This is a genomic window from Superficieibacter sp. HKU1, from assembly GCF_029319185.1.
Taxonomy (GTDB): Bacteria; Pseudomonadota; Gammaproteobacteria; order Enterobacterales; family Enterobacteriaceae; genus Superficieibacter.
In genome coordinates this window covers 3,158,377-3,173,429 of record NZ_CP119754.1, presented here as the reverse complement: position 1 = coordinate 3,173,429, position 15,053 = coordinate 3,158,377, and the positions used below count along the sequence as shown (strand labels likewise).

Genomic DNA, 15,053 nt, shown 5'->3' with positions numbered 1-15,053 from the left:
TTTACCCGACTCCGGGGCGGCCTGTTCAGCGAAAACGCATTTTTTCCCCGTTTCGACAACGCGTGAATGCTGATTTATCACCGTCTTCGTGGCAAACTAGCCGCCGAATTTAATGCGAGCATGCCCTGGAGAGCACGATGGATAAAATTTTTGTTGATGAAGCGGTAAACGAGCTGCAAACCATTCAGGACATGCTGCGCTGGTCGGTTAGCCGCTTCAGCGCGGCAAATATCTGGTACGGTCACGGCACCGATAATCCGTGGGACGAAGCGGTGCAGCTGGTCCTGCCGACGCTCTGGCTACCGCTGGATATTCCGGAAGATATGCGCAGCGCGCGCCTGACCTCCAGCGAAAAACACCGCATCGTGGAGCGGGTGATCCGCCGCGTCAACGAGCGCATTCCGGTCGCCTATCTCACCAATAAAGCGTGGTTCTGCGGCCACGAATTCTACGTCGACGAGCGCGTGCTGGTGCCGCGTTCGCCCATCGGTGAACTGATTAACAACCGCTTTGCCGGGCTGCTCGGCCATGCGCCACAGCACATTCTGGATATGTGTACCGGCAGCAGCTGCATCGCTGTCGCTTGTGCTTACGCCTTCCCGGAGGCCGAAGTGGATGCGGTTGATATTTCGCCGGAAGCGCTGGCGGTGGCCGAGCACAATATTGAAGAACATGGTCTGATCAATCAGGTCACGCCGATCCGTTCCGATCTGTTCCGCGACCTGCCGACGTTGCAGTACGATCTGATCGTCACCAATCCGCCGTACGTAGATGCGGAAGATATGTCCGACCTGCCGAATGAGTATCGCCACGAACCGGAACTGGGCCTTGCCTCCGGCAGCGATGGTCTGAAGTTGACGCGCCGCATCCTCGCCTGCGCGCCGGACTATCTCACGGATGACGGCATTCTGATTTGTGAAGTGGGTAACAGCATGGTACATCTGATGGAACAATACCCGGATGTGCCGTTCACCTGGCTGGAGTTTGATAACGGCGGTGACGGCGTCTTTATGTTGACCAAAGCGCAGCTGGTGGCGGCACGCGAATATTTCAGCATCTACAAAGACTAATCTGGCGCTCAACAACACAACAACGATAACGGAGCCGTGATGGCAGGAAACAGTATTGGACAACTTTTTCGCGTAACCACTTTCGGTGAATCTCACGGTCTGGCGCTTGGCTGCATCGTGGACGGCGTGCCCCCGGGCATTCCGCTGACCGAAGCCGATCTGCAACATGACCTCGACCGCCGACGTCCGGGTACCTCGCGCTACACCACCCAGCGCCGCGAACCGGATCAGGTCAAAATTCTGTCCGGCGTTTTTGAGGGGGTCACGACAGGGACCAGTATCGGTCTGCTGATCGAAAATACCGATCAGCGCTCGCAGGATTACGGTGCCATCAAAGATTTGTTCCGTCCGGGTCATGCCGACTATACCTATGAGCAAAAGTACGGCCTGCGCGACTATCGCGGCGGTGGACGCTCTTCCGCCCGTGAAACCGCCATGCGCGTGGCGGCAGGCGCGATCGCCAAAAAATACCTGGCGCAGAAGTTTGGCATCGTTATTCGCGGCTGTCTGACCCAGATGGGCGATATTCCGCTGGCGATCAAAGACTGGGATCAGGTTGAGCAGAATCCGTTCTTCTGTGCAGATGCGGATAAAATCGAGGCGCTGGACGAACTGATGCGCGGCCTGAAGAAAGAGGGCGACTCCATCGGTGCAAAAGTCACTGTTATCGCGGATGGCGTGCCGCCGGGCCTGGGCGAGCCGGTATTCGATCGCCTGGATGCTGACATTGCTCATGCGCTGATGAGTATCAATGCGGTCAAAGGGGTCGAAATCGGCGATGGTTTTGCGGTGGTGGCCCTGCGTGGTAGCCAGAATCGCGACGAGATCGGCAAAGCGGGCTTTGAGAGCAATCATGCAGGCGGTATTCTCGGCGGCATTAGCAGCGGTCAGCAGATTATTGCCAACATCGCGCTCAAGCCTACCTCCAGTATTACCGTGCCGGGACGCACCCTTAACCGCAGCGGCGAAGAAGTGGAAATGATCACCAAAGGCCGTCACGATCCGTGCGTCGGCATTCGTGCCGTGCCGATTGCCGAAGCGATGCTGGCGATTGTGCTGATGGATCATCTGATGCGCCAGCGCGCGCAAAACGCTGACGTCACGACAACGCTTCCACGCTGGTAACCATGAAAAAAGCGCTTCTTGCACTGCTGGCGCTGGTCGCCAGCGCCGCAGCCCCGGCGGCAACACCGTGGCAGAAAATTACCCAACCGATCCCCGGTAGTCCGCAGTCGATTGGCGCGTTTGCTAACGGCTGCATCGTCGGTGCCCGGGCGCTACCGCTTGAATCTGACGATTATCAAGTAATGCGCACCGATCAGCGTCGCTACTTCGGCCATCCGGACCTGCTGCTGTTTATTCAGCGTCTGACCAGCCGGGTGCATAATCTGGGCATGGGAACGGTGCTGATTGGCGATATGGGGATGCCGGCAGGCGGGCGCTTTAACGGCGGCCACGCCAGCCATCAGTCGGGTCTGGATGTTGATATCTTTCTGCAGCTGCCGAAAACGCGCTGGACTTCGGCGCAGCTTCTCAAGCCGCAGGCGCTGGATCTGGTTTCCCGCGACGGTAAACATGTGGTCTCATCGCTGTGGCAGCCGGACATCAGCAACCTGATCAAGCTGGCGGCGCAGGATACCGAAGTGACACGCATTTTTGTCAATCCGGCCATCAAACAGCAGCTTTGCCTGGATGCCGGCACCGACCGCGACTGGCTGAATAAGGTTCGTCCGTGGTTCCAGCATCGCGCGCATATGCACGTGCGGCTGCGCTGCCCGGCCGACAGTCTGGAATGTCAGGATCAGGCACCGCCGCCGCCGGGCGATGGCTGCGGAGCCGAACTGCAAAGCTGGTTTGAGCCAGCAAAACCTGGAACAACCCCACCTGCGAAGAAGACGCCGCCTCCGCTGCATCCTTCCTGTCAGGCGCTACTGGATGAGCATGTACTGTAAATGGATACGTTTAGCCAACTGTTTATGATGTCGCCGCTGATGCTGGCGGTTATGTTTTTTGTCGCCCTGCTGGCCGGATTTATCGACTCGCTGGCCGGTGGCGGGGGGCTACTGACGGTGCCCGCGCTGCTGGCGGCAGGTATGTCCCCTGCACAGGCGCTGGCGACCAATAAGCTCCAGGCCTGCGGCGGTTCGCTCTCTGCTTCGCTCTACTTTATTCGCCGTAAGGTGGTAAATCTGGGCGAGCAGAAATTAAATATTCTGATGACCTTTATCGGGTCGACCAGCGGCGCGCTGCTGGTGCAATTTGTTAAAGCCGATTTACTGCGTCAAATCCTGCCGATTCTGGTGATCTGCATCGGTCTTTATTTTTTACTGATGCCGAAATTAGGAGAAGACGATCGCCAGCGTCGACTGTACGGTTTACCGTTTGCACTGGTCGCGGGCGGCTGCGTGGGCTTCTACGATGGTTTTTTTGGCCCCGGAGCAGGATCGTTCTATGCGCTGGCGTTTGTCACGCTGTGCGGATATAACCTCGCCAAATCCACCGCTCACGCCAAAGTGCTTAATGCCACGTCCAATGTGGGTGGCCTGCTCCTGTTTATTCTCGGCGGCAAAGTCATCTGGGCAACGGGCTTTGTGATGCTGATTGGACAATTTATCGGTGCCCGCATGGGCTCAAGACTGGTGCTCAGTAAAGGACAGACATTGATTCGCCCGATGATTGTCATTGTTTCTGCGGTGATGAGCGCCAAATTACTGTATGACAGCCACGGACAGGAGATCCTCCACTGGTTGGGGATGAACTAATGAACAGTACGCATAACTACGAACAGTTGATTGAGATATTTAACGGCTGCTTTGCCGATGATTTTAATACCCGTCTGATTAAAGGCGACGACGAACCGATCTATCTTCCTGCTGACGACAGCGTGCCGTATCACCGCATCGTCTTCGCTCACGGCTACTACGCCAGCGCGCTGCATGAGATTTCTCACTGGTGCATCGCCGGCAAAGCGCGCCGTGAGTGGGTCGATTTCGGTTACTGGTACTGCCCGGACGGTCGCGATGCGGCCACGCAGAGTAAGTTTGAGGATGTGGAAGTCAAACCGCAGGCCTTTGACTGGCTGTTCTGCGTGGCGGCAGGCTATCCCTTTAATGTCAGTTGCGACAACCTGGAAGGCGAATTCGAACCAGACCGCATTGTTTTCCAGCGTCGCGTACATGCACAGGTAATGGCTTACCTTGAACAGGGGATCCCGGAACGTCCGGCCCGTTTTATTCAGGCATTACAACAGTATTATCATACGCCGTCGCTGACGGCAGAACAGTTCCCGTGGCCGGAAGACCTGTAGCCACGTTAAGACAAGAGGAAAGAAGATGATCGCGGAGTTTGAATCACGTATCCTGGCATTAATTGATGATATGGTTGAGCACGCCAGTGATGACGAGTTATTTGCCAGCGGTTATCTGCGAGGGCACCTGACGCTGGCGGTGGCGGATCTGGAAAATGGCGATGACCATTCACCGGAAGCCGTCTACGCGCAGGTGACCAATAGTTTGCAAACCGCGATTCATGCCGGTGAGCTTTCTCCGCGCGATCAGTCGCTGGTGCTGGGGATGTGGGATACGTTATACCAGCAGGCGAAGTTTAAATAACGGCTGGCGCTGTGCACATGATGCCGGGTGGCGGCTTCGCCTTGCCCGGCCTACGAAACCCTACAATATCAACGCTATAGCATTACTTGTTGGCCCGTGCAAGCGCAGCGCCGCCGGGCATCCACGGAGGGAGCGGCCGTCAATCCACCGCCGTTTTCACCTTTTTCCCCTTTAACAGTTTCCTCACCCACAACCGGTTAGGGTTCAGCGCTGCCAGCGTTTCCGCATCCAGCGGCAAGGGTTCATCGCTCATCTGTGATGCCAGCACCTCCGCCGCCAGCGGGGCGCTGCACAGACCGCGTGAGCCGAGCGCGCCCAGCATAAACAGATCCGCGTAAACCGGCGCGCTGGCCGCGTTTTCTTTGCTCTCCGCCAGCCCGGCATAGGCGCTAAGCGTGGCCTCGTAGTCCGGCACGTTACCGAGCATCGGCAGATGATCGCGGGTGGCGCTACGCACGCCGCAACGGGCCTGGCCTGCGCTCACATCCACGTCCTGCGCCCAAGGTGCATCAGGGAAGCAGTCAATCAGCCGCTGACGGTTATGCTGCTGATCGGCGTGCGTATACTGAATAGCATCCTGCCCGCGATGGTAGCTGGCCCCGATACAGTGCTGTTGATTATCAGGATCCTGCGGCGTCAGATAGCCGTCGTAGCACAGCACCTGACGCAGCCGGGAGAGCAAGGGCGTGGTCGGAATATGGCTCACCTGTCCCCCGACGGCATACAGCGGAAGCATCGTCGTCTGGGGGAAACGGGTGATTTTATGCCCGTTTGCCAGCACTACGACCTTATGCTGCAGCACCTCGCCATCGGCAAAGGTTAACTGCCAGCAGCTGTCCGCCTTTTCCAGAGTAACCAGCTGCTTTTGCCAGACGGTACGTAAACCCTGACGGGTTGCCAGCGCCAGCGCGGCCGTCGTAAGCTGTGCCGGGCACAGCCAGCCGCCGAGCGGGTACTGCACACCGTCGCAGCCAGTGGCAACGCCCGTTGTCTGTGCTATTTGCCGGGCGTCAACGGCGACGGCAATTTCGGGTGGCAGGGCCATTTCCAGCAGCCGTTCTATCTTCTGCTGGCTTCTGGCGTCCCAGCCTGTCTGGGTCACGCCGCACCAGTCATGAGCGAACTCGACGGGCAGGGCATCGTAAAGACGACGGGCGAAAGTGAAGGCAGCCGGAAAGAAACGTGCCAGCGCCGGATCGTGAGCGCTGAGCAACGGATAAAGCGCTCCCTGACGGTTTCCGGAGGCGCCCTGTGCGGGCAGAGCATCCTCACAATAAAGCGTCACCTGCCAGCCGCGACGCAAAAGCGCCAGCGCCAGTAACGCACTGGCGATGCCTCCGCCGATGATGGCCGCCTCACGCGCGGTCGCTGCCGTGCGGGCGAACCACGGCGCGTGAGCGAGAGGCGCAGGCATCTGCTCCATCACGCCCGTCAGCATCTCACGCTTGCGACCAAACCCTTTACGTTTGCGCATGGTAAAACCGGCTTCCTGCAATCCCCGACGGACAAAACCCGCAGAGGTGAAGGTGGCCAGCGTCCCCCCCGGACGGGCAAGCCGCGCCATAGCGGCAAACAGTTGTGGCGTCCACATATCCGGGTTCTTCGCCGGGGCAAAGCCATCGAGAAACCAGGCATCAACGCTCTGCTGAAGGGAGTCATCCAGCCGATCGGTGAGTGCATTAATATCGCCAAACCACAGATCAAGCGTGACCTGACCTTCCGCCAGAAGCAAACGGTGGCATCCGGCAAACGGCAACGGCCACTGCGCCTGAAGCTGCTGCGCCCAGTCAGCCAGTTCCGGCCAGTGCTGGTGCGCAAGCCGCAGATCTTCTGCCCGCAAAGGGAATTTCTCGAAACTAATAAAATGCAGCCGTTGCAGGGATGCCTCAGGGTGTGCGTTGCGAAAGGCGGTAAACGCCTGCCACAACGTTAAAAAATTCAGCCCGGTTCCAAATCCACTTTCTGCGACCACAAAACAGGGCCGGGGATGGGTGATAAAACGTTCCTGTAACTGATTGCCCTCAAGAAAAACGTAACGCGTCTCCTCCAGCCCGTTATCGTTTGAGAAATAGACATCATCAAAATCTCGAGAAACAGGTGTACCCTCACTGTTGAATTCAAGGTTGGCGGGTTGTATGGCGTTATGTTTCACGTAAGTTACTCGTCTGACAGGTAGTAGCACGATCTTAGCGATGTGTGCGGGCCGGAGCAAATTTCAACATAATTTGGCTGATCGGACTTGTTCGGCGTACAAGTGTACGCTATTGTGCGACTCGAATCTTTAAATAGTGGACTTACAGAGGTATTGAATGAAACGTGCAGTGATTACTGGCCTGGGCATCGTTTCCAGCATCGGTAATAACCAGCAGGAAGTCCTGGCATCTCTGCGTGAAGGACGTTCAGGGATCACTTTCTCTCAGGAGCTGAAGGACGCCGGCATGCGTAGCCACGTTTGGGGCAACGTAAAACTGGATACCACTGGCCTCATCGATCGTAAAGTCGTGCGCTTTATGAGCGATGCTTCTATCTATGCATACCTTTCTATGGAGCAGGCGGTTGCGGATGCCGGGCTCTCTGAAGAGGTTTATCAGAATAACCCGCGCGTTGGCCTGATTGCAGGTTCCGGCGGCGGCTCCCCACGATTCCAGGTCTTCGGTGCAGATGCGATGCGCGGTCCGCGCGGTCTGAAAGCCGTAGGACCTTATGTTGTGACGAAAGCGATGGCCTCTGGCGTGTCTGCCTGTCTCGCCACTCCATTTAAAATCCACGGTGTGAACTACTCTATCAGCTCCGCGTGCGCCACCTCCGCGCACTGTATCGGCAATGCGGTAGAGCAGATCCAGCTGGGTAAACAGGACATTGTATTTGCGGGCGGCGGTGAAGAACTGTGCTGGGAAATGTCCTGCGAATTTGACGCTATGGGCGCGCTGTCGACCAAATACAACGACACGCCGGAAAAAGCGTCCCGTACTTATGACACCCACCGCGATGGTTTTGTTATCGCTGGCGGCGGCGGTATGGTTGTGGTCGAAGAGCTCGAACATGCCCTGGCGCGCGGTGCACATATTTACGCAGAAATCGTTGGTTATGGCGCAACGTCTGACGGTGCTGATATGGTGGCACCGTCTGGTGAAGGCGCAGTGCGTTGCATGCAGATGGCCATGCACGGGGTCGATACCCCTATTGATTACCTGAACTCCCACGGCACGTCCACCCCGGTTGGCGACGTGAAAGAACTGGGTGCGATCCGTGAAGTCTTTGGCGACCACTCTCCGGCTATCTCCGCAACGAAAGCGATGACCGGTCACTCTCTGGGAGCCGCAGGTGTACAGGAAGCGATTTACTCGCTGCTGATGCTGGAACATGGCTTTATCGCGCCGAGCATTAACATCGACGAGCTTGACGAGCAGGCGGCTGGCCTGGACATCGTTACCGAGCCGACCGAGCGCGAACTGACGACCGTAATGTCCAACAGCTTCGGCTTTGGCGGCACCAACGCCACGCTGGTTATGCGCAAGCTGAAAGCGTAAGCGGGGCTGTTTTCGCAAAAGGACAAAACTGGCTATATGAAGTAGCCAGTTTTTTTGCATTTAAGGAAAGATAATTACAGGGACCGTATTACACACTATGAATAGCCACTCAGATCGCCTCACCCATACATTGACATGTCTCGCAGGTTTTACCGGCTGGTATGGATGTTTTTTTCTGGTCTGGTTTTTGCCCGGTTACACTGCGCTTTATAAATCAGGGCTGGCATTGTCTTTCGTCACCGCCGTTATCCTGTGCCCTTTCGCCGTGATGGCGTGGAAATTATATTCCCGACACTACCCCTTTCTGACGCTGGGACGCTTCACCTTTGAGGGTTTTCTGCTTCCTGCGTTAGCATTGATTGTACTGACGTTTATCCACGGCTATTTTGCCCGGCCGGAGCCGTGGCTAAATGAACTGCCTCAGCAAACGCCTTTTGTAAAATGGGCAACTATTCTGGCGATAAGTCTCTTTGCGCCGGTTAACGAAGAGATTATTTTCCGCGGATTTGTGCTCAATAGCAGCATTGGCTGGGGGCGTTATGCAAAAACAGCAGGCATCATTGTTACATCTGCGCTATTTGCACTGATCCACATTCAGTACTCGGCGATAAGCACCTTTATTTATCTTTTTATTTTTTCAGCCATTTTGTGCACGGTGAGGATCAATAACGGTGGTCTGCTCATCCCAATACTGCTGCATGCGCTGAATAATAGCTGGGCGTGCATTGTGCTGTTTAATTTTTCTACCGCAAACTAGCCTGGCCGGGATGTTACACCTACAGCCCGGCAGATATCAGCACTTGCGCCAGCAGCCTGGGCGGCGTTATGCTTTTTTTAGCTGCTCAGCCCACGCCGCTGCCTGTGTCACCGCCCCCGGGCTATAGATGGCCTGCTCATAATGATGCCCTTCATCTCTGACACGATAAATTTTCCATGTGTCATTCTCCCGCCGGGTAAAGACTTTCAGATGTTGCTGCATATCTCCCGGACCGCCGATCCAGACATCGACCTGCTCACCCCCGAGAAAGGCGCTTGCTTTCCCCACTCTGAAGGTTGTGGCCCACGCGGGGGAGAAGTCCTGTACATAAAGAAAATAGTCCGAATTAACGATTTCCTGTTCATCAAGACCGGCAATATATTTCAGCCTGGTAATGACATCGTTAGCCACATAGTGTTGATAAAGCGGATCTGAATAATCATCAAGGGCAGTCGTATCGTCGGCGGTATAGCGCGTCATATAGTGATGATAAAACTGGCTGACCGTATCGGCACTATCATGAGGTGTCGTACTACAGCCACCGAGAGTGATTACCATCAGTAGCATAAAAAGTATTCGCATTATTCTTTCCTGTATATTTTGTAGGCAGGCTGCGCGGTTCTGTAGCCCGGACCTCCCCACATATCGCGCTGTTTAAAATCGGAGTACCAGTTCTGCCCGTCATAAATGGCCATATGGCCGCTGGGGTTACCGCCTTCATAAGGCTGAATAACGACCACGTCGCCAGCCTTTGGTGACTCGTAGGTTCCGACAGGTCTAAATCCTGCTGTTTCCAGGAAAGGACCGTAATCTTTCGCATGAAAGGTATTGCCAATGTTGATACCTCCCGCCGCAATCGCCTTGCGGGTATATTCCGCACATTTTCTTATTGAGTTAGCATGAGCATTTGCTTTCGCATAATTCCCGGCTGCACGTTTATCCCAGACCATAAAAATCCCTATTACGTGTTTACGTTACAGGTTTTATTAAGCGCCTGTGCCGATCGCGCTTTTTTACAAAAGATGCTGAAGCAGGGCGGGTCATAAAAAACGTAGAAATAACTACATATGATTTATAATGTTTTTGTCTTATATATTGAAGTTATGAATCAGTTCCAGACAAATGTTTCTGAGCAGAGGTGTCGTTATTCGGTGAGGGGTAGCGTGAGGGCCATATCACGTCAGGAGAGACGTCAAGCGCATCAGCAATAATCGCTTCAGCTTTCGCCCAGCGGCGGGTGAAAACATTCCGCAGAGAATCAGGAGACAGACCCGCTTCGCGCGACAAATCGCGCAGCGTTTTACCTTTCTTTTCCAGTGCGCTTTTTATATCTGCGCGATGCCAGTCCTGGATTTTACTTTCCATTGAATAATCCTTACTATTATATCGGTGCCGATATGCCTGTTTGAGCCAGGAATGAGGCACCTTAAATCACAAAAGAAAGTTAGTAAAGAATGTTTCTTTCTTTTTTATTAAAACGAATTGTCGACGAAAACGGCTAATACAAGCCCATCGACTATATATTGTGACGCAAAAGTTAAAACATTCTTTAATCAGGGAAAGGAAAGCGAGCTGATGGCAAAAGAGTGGTTTACGGTGAAAGAATGTCTGGCGTTGCCTGGTTATCCTAAAACAGCGCCTTCGGTGCGTGAAAGGCTTAATCAGCTGGCGAAGGATAAACCAGACTTTATACGCAAGCGTAAAGGTTCAAAAGCCTGGGAGTACCATATTTCCCTGTTTCCCCTGTATGTCCGCCCCTGGCTGCTTGATGAACCGGTTTACGGTCGGGTTGAGGAAGAGGGAGCCTTACCGCTTGAAGAGACGTGGCGCTCTATTTTCAGACAGCTGACAGCGGAACAGAAACAGCGCGCTATTACGCTGTTTAATTCTGAGGGGATTAGAGCGCTTTTGCCCGCAGTGATAAGCAATGACGGCCGCGAGTGTTGACAATCTACGGTTCCGGCAGGCAAAATTCCGCCCCAACATTATCAACGCGATAATGCGTAAGCGTTTAACGTTAACCAACGCACCTTAATCCTGTTTATTTGGGTGAAGGGGGCGTGGCTTCTTCCCGCCTTACTTCGCATTTAGGAGTAATGCATGTCATCTGCAACACCTCAGATCGCTACCTCGTCAGGAAGCGCTTCGCTTTTTCGCATCGCGTTTGCTGTTTTTCTGACTTATATGACGGTTGGCCTCCCGCTGCCGGTCATTCCGCTGTTCGTGCATCAGGAACTGGGCTATGGCAATACCCTGGTGGGTCTGGCCGTGGGTATTCAGTTTCTTGCCACCGTGTTAACCCGTGGCTATGCCGGGCGCCTGGCCGATCAGTTCGGCGCCAAACGCTCGGTGATGCAGGGTATGTTTGCCTGCGCGTTAGCAGGGGGTGCCTGGCTGCTGGCAGCGCTGTTGCCGGTTGATCCAATGGCAAAATTTGGCCTGCTCATCGTTGGCCGCCTGATCCTCGGTTTTGGTGAAAGCCAGCTTCTGACCGGCACCCTGACCTGGGGCATGGGGCTGGTAGGGCCTGCGCGCTCGGGCAAGGTGATGTCCTGGAATGGGATGGCCATTTTTGGCGCACTGGCTGCCGGTGCGCCGCTGGGGCTGTTTATTCACGATCGCTATGGCTTCGCCGTACTGGCGATTGTCACCATGCTGCTGCCGGTACTCGCCTGGGCGTTTAACGGCACGGTACGCAAGGTGCCCGCGCACGGCGGGGAGCGTCCTTCATTATGGAGCGTGGTCGGGCTTATCTGGCAGCCAGGGGTAGGACTGGCGCTGCAGGGCGTTGGCTTTGCCGTTATCAGCACATTTATTTCCCTTTATTTCGCCAGTAACGGCTGGGCAATGGCCGGCTTTACGCTCACCGCCTTCGGCGGCGCTTTCGTGCTGGTGCGGATCCTGTTTGGCTGGATGCCCGATCGTCTTGGTGGCGTCAGAGTGGCTATTTTCTCACTGCTGGTTGAGACTGCCGGGCTGGCGCTACTGTGGCTGGCACCCGTCTCCTGGGTAGCGATGGCTGGCGCAGCGCTGACAGGCGCCGGATGTTCGCTCATTTTCCCGGCGCTGGGAGTAGAAGTGGTGAAGCGTGTACCGCCGCAGGTACGGGGCACGGCACTGGGAGGCTACGCGGCCTTCCAGGATATCGCAATGGGCGTTACCGGTCCGCTGGCGGGAGTCCTGGCGACGTCGTACGGCTACCCGTCTGTTTTCCTGGCTGGCGCGGTTTCCGCGGTCGTTGGGATTATTGTCACTCTGGTTTCGTTTCGTAAAGCGTAAATCAAAACTTGTCGCTGCTTCTGTCAGAGGAGCAGCGACTCCTGCCTGTCATCTAATGATGCTGCTTAATAATTAATGCTTCCCGGATAAGGTTAATTAATACTATTCGCTGAACGCTTATTTTTAAGCGAATATTGCACATTAATGCCATTGTAATTATTCATGCTGTTAATATGAGGTATTCATTTCTTTTGTTTTAAATATATTATTGTGTAGGCGGGATTTGTATTACGCCGGGTTCAGTCACTAAATGTGATCGAAATAACAAAAGAAAATCTTAACGTTCAATAAAGTATGGCTACCTGAAGGAGATAAGTTTTTGTAAAGCAAGGAGTCATTATGTCGTTTATGCGCTCGTTTGAACGAGGGATGGAGAAAATCCTGGTCCCGGTGGCGATTAAACTGAATTCGCAGCGGCATGTCTCTGCAATTCGTGATGCGTTTATTTTATCGTTTCCGATTGTGATGGCCAGCTCCATCATTGTATTAATCAATTTTGCTATCTTATCGCCGGATGGTTTTGTCGCAACACTGCTCCATCTGAACGCGGTATTTCCCAACCTTGAAAAGGCACAGGCTATTTTTACGCCGGTAATGAATGGTTCGGTCAATATTATGTCGATCCTGATTGCTTTCCTGGTAGGCCGGAATATGGCAAAAAGCTTTCACGAAGACGATCTGCTCTGCGGATTGACGGCCATTGGCGCTTTCTTCGTGGTATACACGCCGTATCAGGAGATCGGCGGTCAGGCGTATATGACCACCAAATATCTCGGTCCGCAGGGGCTGTTTGTCGCGGTGATCGTGGCGATACTGTCCAGTGAGCTTTTCTGCCGCTTAGCGAAAAACCCCAAAATTACCATTACCATGCCTGACGCGGTTCCCCCTGCGGTGGCACGCTCCTTTAAAGTGCTGATCCCCATCATCGTGGTGATGATGCTTTTCTCGATCCTCAATTACCTGTTGTTAATGCTGTCGCCGGAAGGGCTGAATGACCTGATCTACAAGCTGATTCAGGCTCCGCTGAAAAATATGGGGACCAATATCTTTGCGGTGCTTATTCTCGGCGTGGTGTCTAATCTGCTGTGGTTCCTCGGCATTCACGGACCGAATACCATCGCGGCGATCCGTGAATCGATTTTTTCCGAAGCCAATCTGGAAAACCTGTCGTGGGCGGCGCAGCACGGTGATACCTGGGGCGCACCTTACCCGATTACCTGGACGGGTATAAACGATGCCTTTGCCAATTACGGCGGCTCCGGCATGACGCTGGGACTGCTGCTGGCGGTTTTTATCGCCTCACGTCGTTCTGATTATCGCGATCTGGCGAAGATGTCATTTGTACCGGGGCTGTTTAACATTAACGAGCCGGTGATGTTTGGACTGCCCATCGTTCTGAACCCGATATTCCTTATCCCTTTTATCCTGGTGCCGATGGTCAGCTCGCTGATTGGGTATATCTTCATTAGTACCGGTATCATTCCGCCTATCGCGTATGCCGTGCCGTGGACCACGCCCGGTCCGCTGATTGCCTTTTTTGGTACGGGGGGAAACTGGATGGCGTTAGTGGTGGGCCTTCTGTGTCTCGCCGCGGCGACGCTTATCTATCTGCCGTTTGTGATCGCGGCAAATAAGGTCAATGTATCGCAACCGACTGAGTAAGCATCACGCCCCTGAGCCGCTCTGGCGCAGGGGCAAGCCTTTACAGCACCAGCCACAGCACAGCGAAAGCCACGAGCAGCGCAATCAACATCAGGCCGGGACGTGCCGACAGCGCTTTGACGGTGTCATATAGCGGCGCAAACGGACGATGGATCGGCTGAATGTCGCCAATTTCCGGAGCATTCTGCGGACGTTCTGCCCGGCGTAAAAAGACCTGATTCAACAAATCCTGCACCTGCGCCGTGGTCAGCACCGACTGCGGAGTCACCTGCCACTGTTGCCGGGCGTGATCCTGAAGCTGATCCCATTCCTGCGGTTCCAGCGGCTGTTTTAGCGCCGCCTGGAGCGTATGCAGCGTCGGCGCAGGCTGCGTGCTTAACGTCTGCCGCGCCTGTAGCCAGGTCACCAGATGGGTAAACTGTTTGGCCGGGATCAGCTCCCCGGTTTTCACCCCGGAAAGTTCCAGCATCGACTGCCAGATCAGCTTGCCGGATTCACCGGTGGCCGCCGCCAGCTTCGTCACCAGTTGATTGAGCGTATTATGTTCAGCGGGCAGCAGGGGACGATCGGTCCCCGGCCGTTGCTGCGGCTGCGGAATGGATAACTCGTTATTCTGGAGCAGCCTGAGCACGCCCTTAAGCTGCTCAGGCGAAAGCTGGCTGAGCGCGGTTTGCCCGTATTGCTGGCGGATAAAATCGCTCACCGCCTGGCGGTTATTGCCCAGATTCAAAAGCTCGGTAAGCTGCGCCAGCGTCTGGCGGTTGCTGTGGCTCTGCTGAGCCGCATCCAGCCGCTGCGTAAGGTTTTGCTCGGCAGCAGGAAAATGACGCGACAGCAGCGGCATCTCATTTTTCAGACCAAGATCGTGTTTTATCCCGGCCCAGACTTCAGCGCTTTGTTGGCGAGTCAGCGCGACAAGGCGCGTAATTAAACGCTCCAGCACGGTACGCTGCTGGGTGGAAAGCGGCTGCTCTCCGGCGACTGAAGATGTGGCAGGTCCATCACCCGGAGGGCGAGCGGGCATACCTGAGATGGGTTGCGTCATTCGGGATCCTTAATGTCATCATACTCAACCAGGTTTGCGAGTATGCCTGGCGGCGGGATTATGGCACACTTGCCTGATGATCTCTCGTTTCAGACAGGT

Annotated in this window: 16 protein-coding genes; 11 read left to right on the top strand and 5 right to left on the bottom strand. The window is 54.9% G+C overall.

Features of this window, described 5'->3' with window-relative positions; translation table 11 throughout:
- The first annotated feature begins 137 nt into the window (after positions 1-137).
- From prmB to P0H77_RS15125, 6 genes are read left to right on the top strand one after another with little or no spacing between them, the layout of a single operon-like run.
- Positions 138-1,070, top strand: coding sequence for a 50S ribosomal protein L3 N(5)-glutamine methyltransferase (prmB, locus tag P0H77_RS15150; RefSeq protein ID WP_276157662.1), 933 nt, complete (start codon positions 138-140; stop codon positions 1,068-1,070).
- Positions 1,071-1,109: 39 nt separating this feature from the next.
- Positions 1,110-2,195 (top strand): chorismate synthase, encoded by a 1,086-nt coding sequence (gene aroC, locus P0H77_RS15145; protein WP_276157661.1) that lies wholly within the window; start codon positions 1,110-1,112, stop codon positions 2,193-2,195.
- 2 nt (positions 2,196-2,197) lie between these two features.
- Positions 2,198-3,022, top strand: a complete 825-nt coding sequence (gene mepA / locus P0H77_RS15140) for a penicillin-insensitive murein endopeptidase (protein WP_276157660.1) — start codon at positions 2,198-2,200, stop codon at positions 3,020-3,022.
- Entirely contained in the window at positions 3,023-3,832 is an 810-nt protein-coding gene (locus P0H77_RS15135) for a sulfite exporter TauE/SafE family protein (RefSeq protein WP_176920298.1), read from the top strand.
- Complete coding sequence (locus P0H77_RS15130; protein WP_276157659.1) at positions 3,832-4,377, top strand: elongation factor P hydroxylase; 546 nt, start codon at positions 3,832-3,834, stop codon at positions 4,375-4,377. The genes P0H77_RS15135 and P0H77_RS15130 overlap by 1 nt, the downstream gene beginning before the upstream one ends.
- 25 nt (positions 4,378-4,402) lie before the next feature.
- Complete coding sequence (locus tag P0H77_RS15125) at positions 4,403-4,681, top strand: YfcL family protein (RefSeq protein WP_276157658.1); 279 nt, start codon at positions 4,403-4,405, stop codon at positions 4,679-4,681.
- Between the two features lie 139 nt (positions 4,682-4,820).
- On the opposite strand, the gene mnmC is transcribed toward P0H77_RS15125, so the two are convergent.
- Entirely contained in the window at positions 4,821-6,833 is a 2,013-nt protein-coding gene (mnmC, locus tag P0H77_RS15120) for a bifunctional tRNA (5-methylaminomethyl-2-thiouridine)(34)-methyltransferase MnmD/FAD-dependent 5-carboxymethylaminomethyl-2-thiouridine(34) oxidoreductase MnmC (protein WP_276157657.1), read from the bottom strand.
- Positions 6,834-6,990: 157 nt separating this feature from the next.
- Here mnmC and fabB point away from each other — a divergent pair, with 157 nt between their 5' ends.
- Together fabB and P0H77_RS15110 are read left to right on the top strand one after the other, a co-directional pair.
- Positions 6,991-8,211 carry a beta-ketoacyl-ACP synthase I gene (fabB, locus tag P0H77_RS15115; RefSeq protein ID WP_276157656.1) on the top strand — a complete coding sequence of 407 codons (1,221 nt, stop codon included), beginning with the start codon at positions 6,991-6,993 and terminating at the stop codon, positions 8,209-8,211.
- A 97-nt stretch (positions 8,212-8,308) separates the two neighbouring features.
- Complete coding sequence (locus tag P0H77_RS15110; protein ID WP_276157655.1) at positions 8,309-8,968, top strand: type II CAAX endopeptidase family protein; 660 nt, start codon at positions 8,309-8,311, stop codon at positions 8,966-8,968.
- Between the two features lie 66 nt (positions 8,969-9,034).
- Here the strand turns inward: P0H77_RS15110 and P0H77_RS15105 are convergent, their stop codons facing one another.
- From P0H77_RS15105 to P0H77_RS15095, 3 genes are all read right to left on the bottom strand, one after another.
- Complete coding sequence (locus P0H77_RS15105; RefSeq protein ID WP_276157654.1) at positions 9,035-9,550, bottom strand: YbjP/YqhG family protein; 516 nt, start codon at positions 9,548-9,550, stop codon at positions 9,035-9,037.
- The gene (locus P0H77_RS15100; RefSeq protein ID WP_276157653.1) at positions 9,550-9,918 is read right to left on the bottom strand and encodes a CHAP domain-containing protein; all 369 of its coding nucleotides are present in this window, start codon (positions 9,916-9,918) and stop codon (positions 9,550-9,552) included. The genes P0H77_RS15105 and P0H77_RS15100 overlap by 1 nt, the downstream gene beginning before the upstream one ends.
- Positions 9,919-10,069: 151 nt before the next feature.
- Positions 10,070-10,333, bottom strand: coding sequence for a helix-turn-helix domain-containing protein (locus P0H77_RS15095; RefSeq protein WP_276157652.1), 264 nt, complete (start codon positions 10,331-10,333; stop codon positions 10,070-10,072).
- A gap of 210 nt (positions 10,334-10,543) precedes the next feature.
- Between P0H77_RS15095 and P0H77_RS15090 the strand changes: the two genes are divergently transcribed.
- The 3 genes from P0H77_RS15090 (at position 10,544) to P0H77_RS15080 (ending at position 13,909) form a co-directional block, all read left to right on the top strand.
- The gene (locus tag P0H77_RS15090; protein WP_276157651.1) at positions 10,544-10,915 is read left to right on the top strand and encodes a DNA-binding protein; all 372 of its coding nucleotides are present in this window, start codon (positions 10,544-10,546) and stop codon (positions 10,913-10,915) included.
- A gap of 153 nt (positions 10,916-11,068) precedes the next feature.
- The gene (locus P0H77_RS15085; RefSeq protein ID WP_276157650.1) at positions 11,069-12,247 is read left to right on the top strand and encodes an MFS transporter; all 1,179 of its coding nucleotides are present in this window, start codon (positions 11,069-11,071) and stop codon (positions 12,245-12,247) included.
- A 339-nt stretch (positions 12,248-12,586) separates the two neighbouring features.
- Positions 12,587-13,909 (top strand): PTS sugar transporter subunit IIC, encoded by a 1,323-nt coding sequence (locus tag P0H77_RS15080; RefSeq protein WP_276157649.1) that lies wholly within the window; start codon positions 12,587-12,589, stop codon positions 13,907-13,909.
- Positions 13,910-13,949: 40 nt separating this feature from the next.
- On the opposite strand, the gene flk is transcribed toward P0H77_RS15080, so the two are convergent.
- Complete coding sequence (gene flk / locus P0H77_RS15075) at positions 13,950-14,954, bottom strand: flagella biosynthesis regulator Flk (protein ID WP_276157648.1); 1,005 nt, start codon at positions 14,952-14,954, stop codon at positions 13,950-13,952.
- Between the last annotated feature and the right edge of the window lie 99 nt (positions 14,955-15,053).

What these genes read in the sequence shown, in the direction of transcription:
- P0H77_RS15080 (WP_276157649.1), top strand. Translation starts at nt 12,587, where the DNA reads ATGTCGTTTATGCGCTCGTTTGAACGAGGGATGGAGAAAATCCTGGTC.
- aroC (WP_276157661.1), top strand. Translation starts at nt 1,110, where the DNA reads ATGGCAGGAAACAGTATTGGACAACTTTTTCGCGTAACCACTTTCGGT.
- P0H77_RS15105 (WP_276157654.1), bottom strand. Translation starts at nt 9,550, where the DNA reads ATGCGAATACTTTTTATGCTACTGATGGTAATCACTCTCGGTGGCTGT.
- P0H77_RS15130 (WP_276157659.1), top strand. Translation starts at nt 3,832, where the DNA reads ATGAACAGTACGCATAACTACGAACAGTTGATTGAGATATTTAACGGC.
- flk (WP_276157648.1), bottom strand. Translation starts at nt 14,954, where the DNA reads ATGACGCAACCCATCTCAGGTATGCCCGCTCGCCCTCCGGGTGATGGA.
- P0H77_RS15135 (WP_176920298.1), top strand. Translation starts at nt 3,023, where the DNA reads ATGGATACGTTTAGCCAACTGTTTATGATGTCGCCGCTGATGCTGGCG.
- mepA (WP_276157660.1), top strand. Translation starts at nt 2,198, where the DNA reads ATGAAAAAAGCGCTTCTTGCACTGCTGGCGCTGGTCGCCAGCGCCGCA.
- P0H77_RS15085 (WP_276157650.1), top strand. Translation starts at nt 11,069, where the DNA reads ATGTCATCTGCAACACCTCAGATCGCTACCTCGTCAGGAAGCGCTTCG.
- P0H77_RS15125 (WP_276157658.1), top strand. Translation starts at nt 4,403, where the DNA reads ATGATCGCGGAGTTTGAATCACGTATCCTGGCATTAATTGATGATATG.
- P0H77_RS15110 (WP_276157655.1), top strand. Translation starts at nt 8,309, where the DNA reads ATGAATAGCCACTCAGATCGCCTCACCCATACATTGACATGTCTCGCA.
- P0H77_RS15100 (WP_276157653.1), bottom strand. Translation starts at nt 9,918, where the DNA reads ATGGTCTGGGATAAACGTGCAGCCGGGAATTATGCGAAAGCAAATGCT.
- fabB (WP_276157656.1), top strand. Translation starts at nt 6,991, where the DNA reads ATGAAACGTGCAGTGATTACTGGCCTGGGCATCGTTTCCAGCATCGGT.
- P0H77_RS15090 (WP_276157651.1), top strand. Translation starts at nt 10,544, where the DNA reads ATGGCAAAAGAGTGGTTTACGGTGAAAGAATGTCTGGCGTTGCCTGGT.
- prmB (WP_276157662.1), top strand. Translation starts at nt 138, where the DNA reads ATGGATAAAATTTTTGTTGATGAAGCGGTAAACGAGCTGCAAACCATT.
- P0H77_RS15095 (WP_276157652.1), bottom strand. Translation starts at nt 10,333, where the DNA reads ATGGAAAGTAAAATCCAGGACTGGCATCGCGCAGATATAAAAAGCGCA.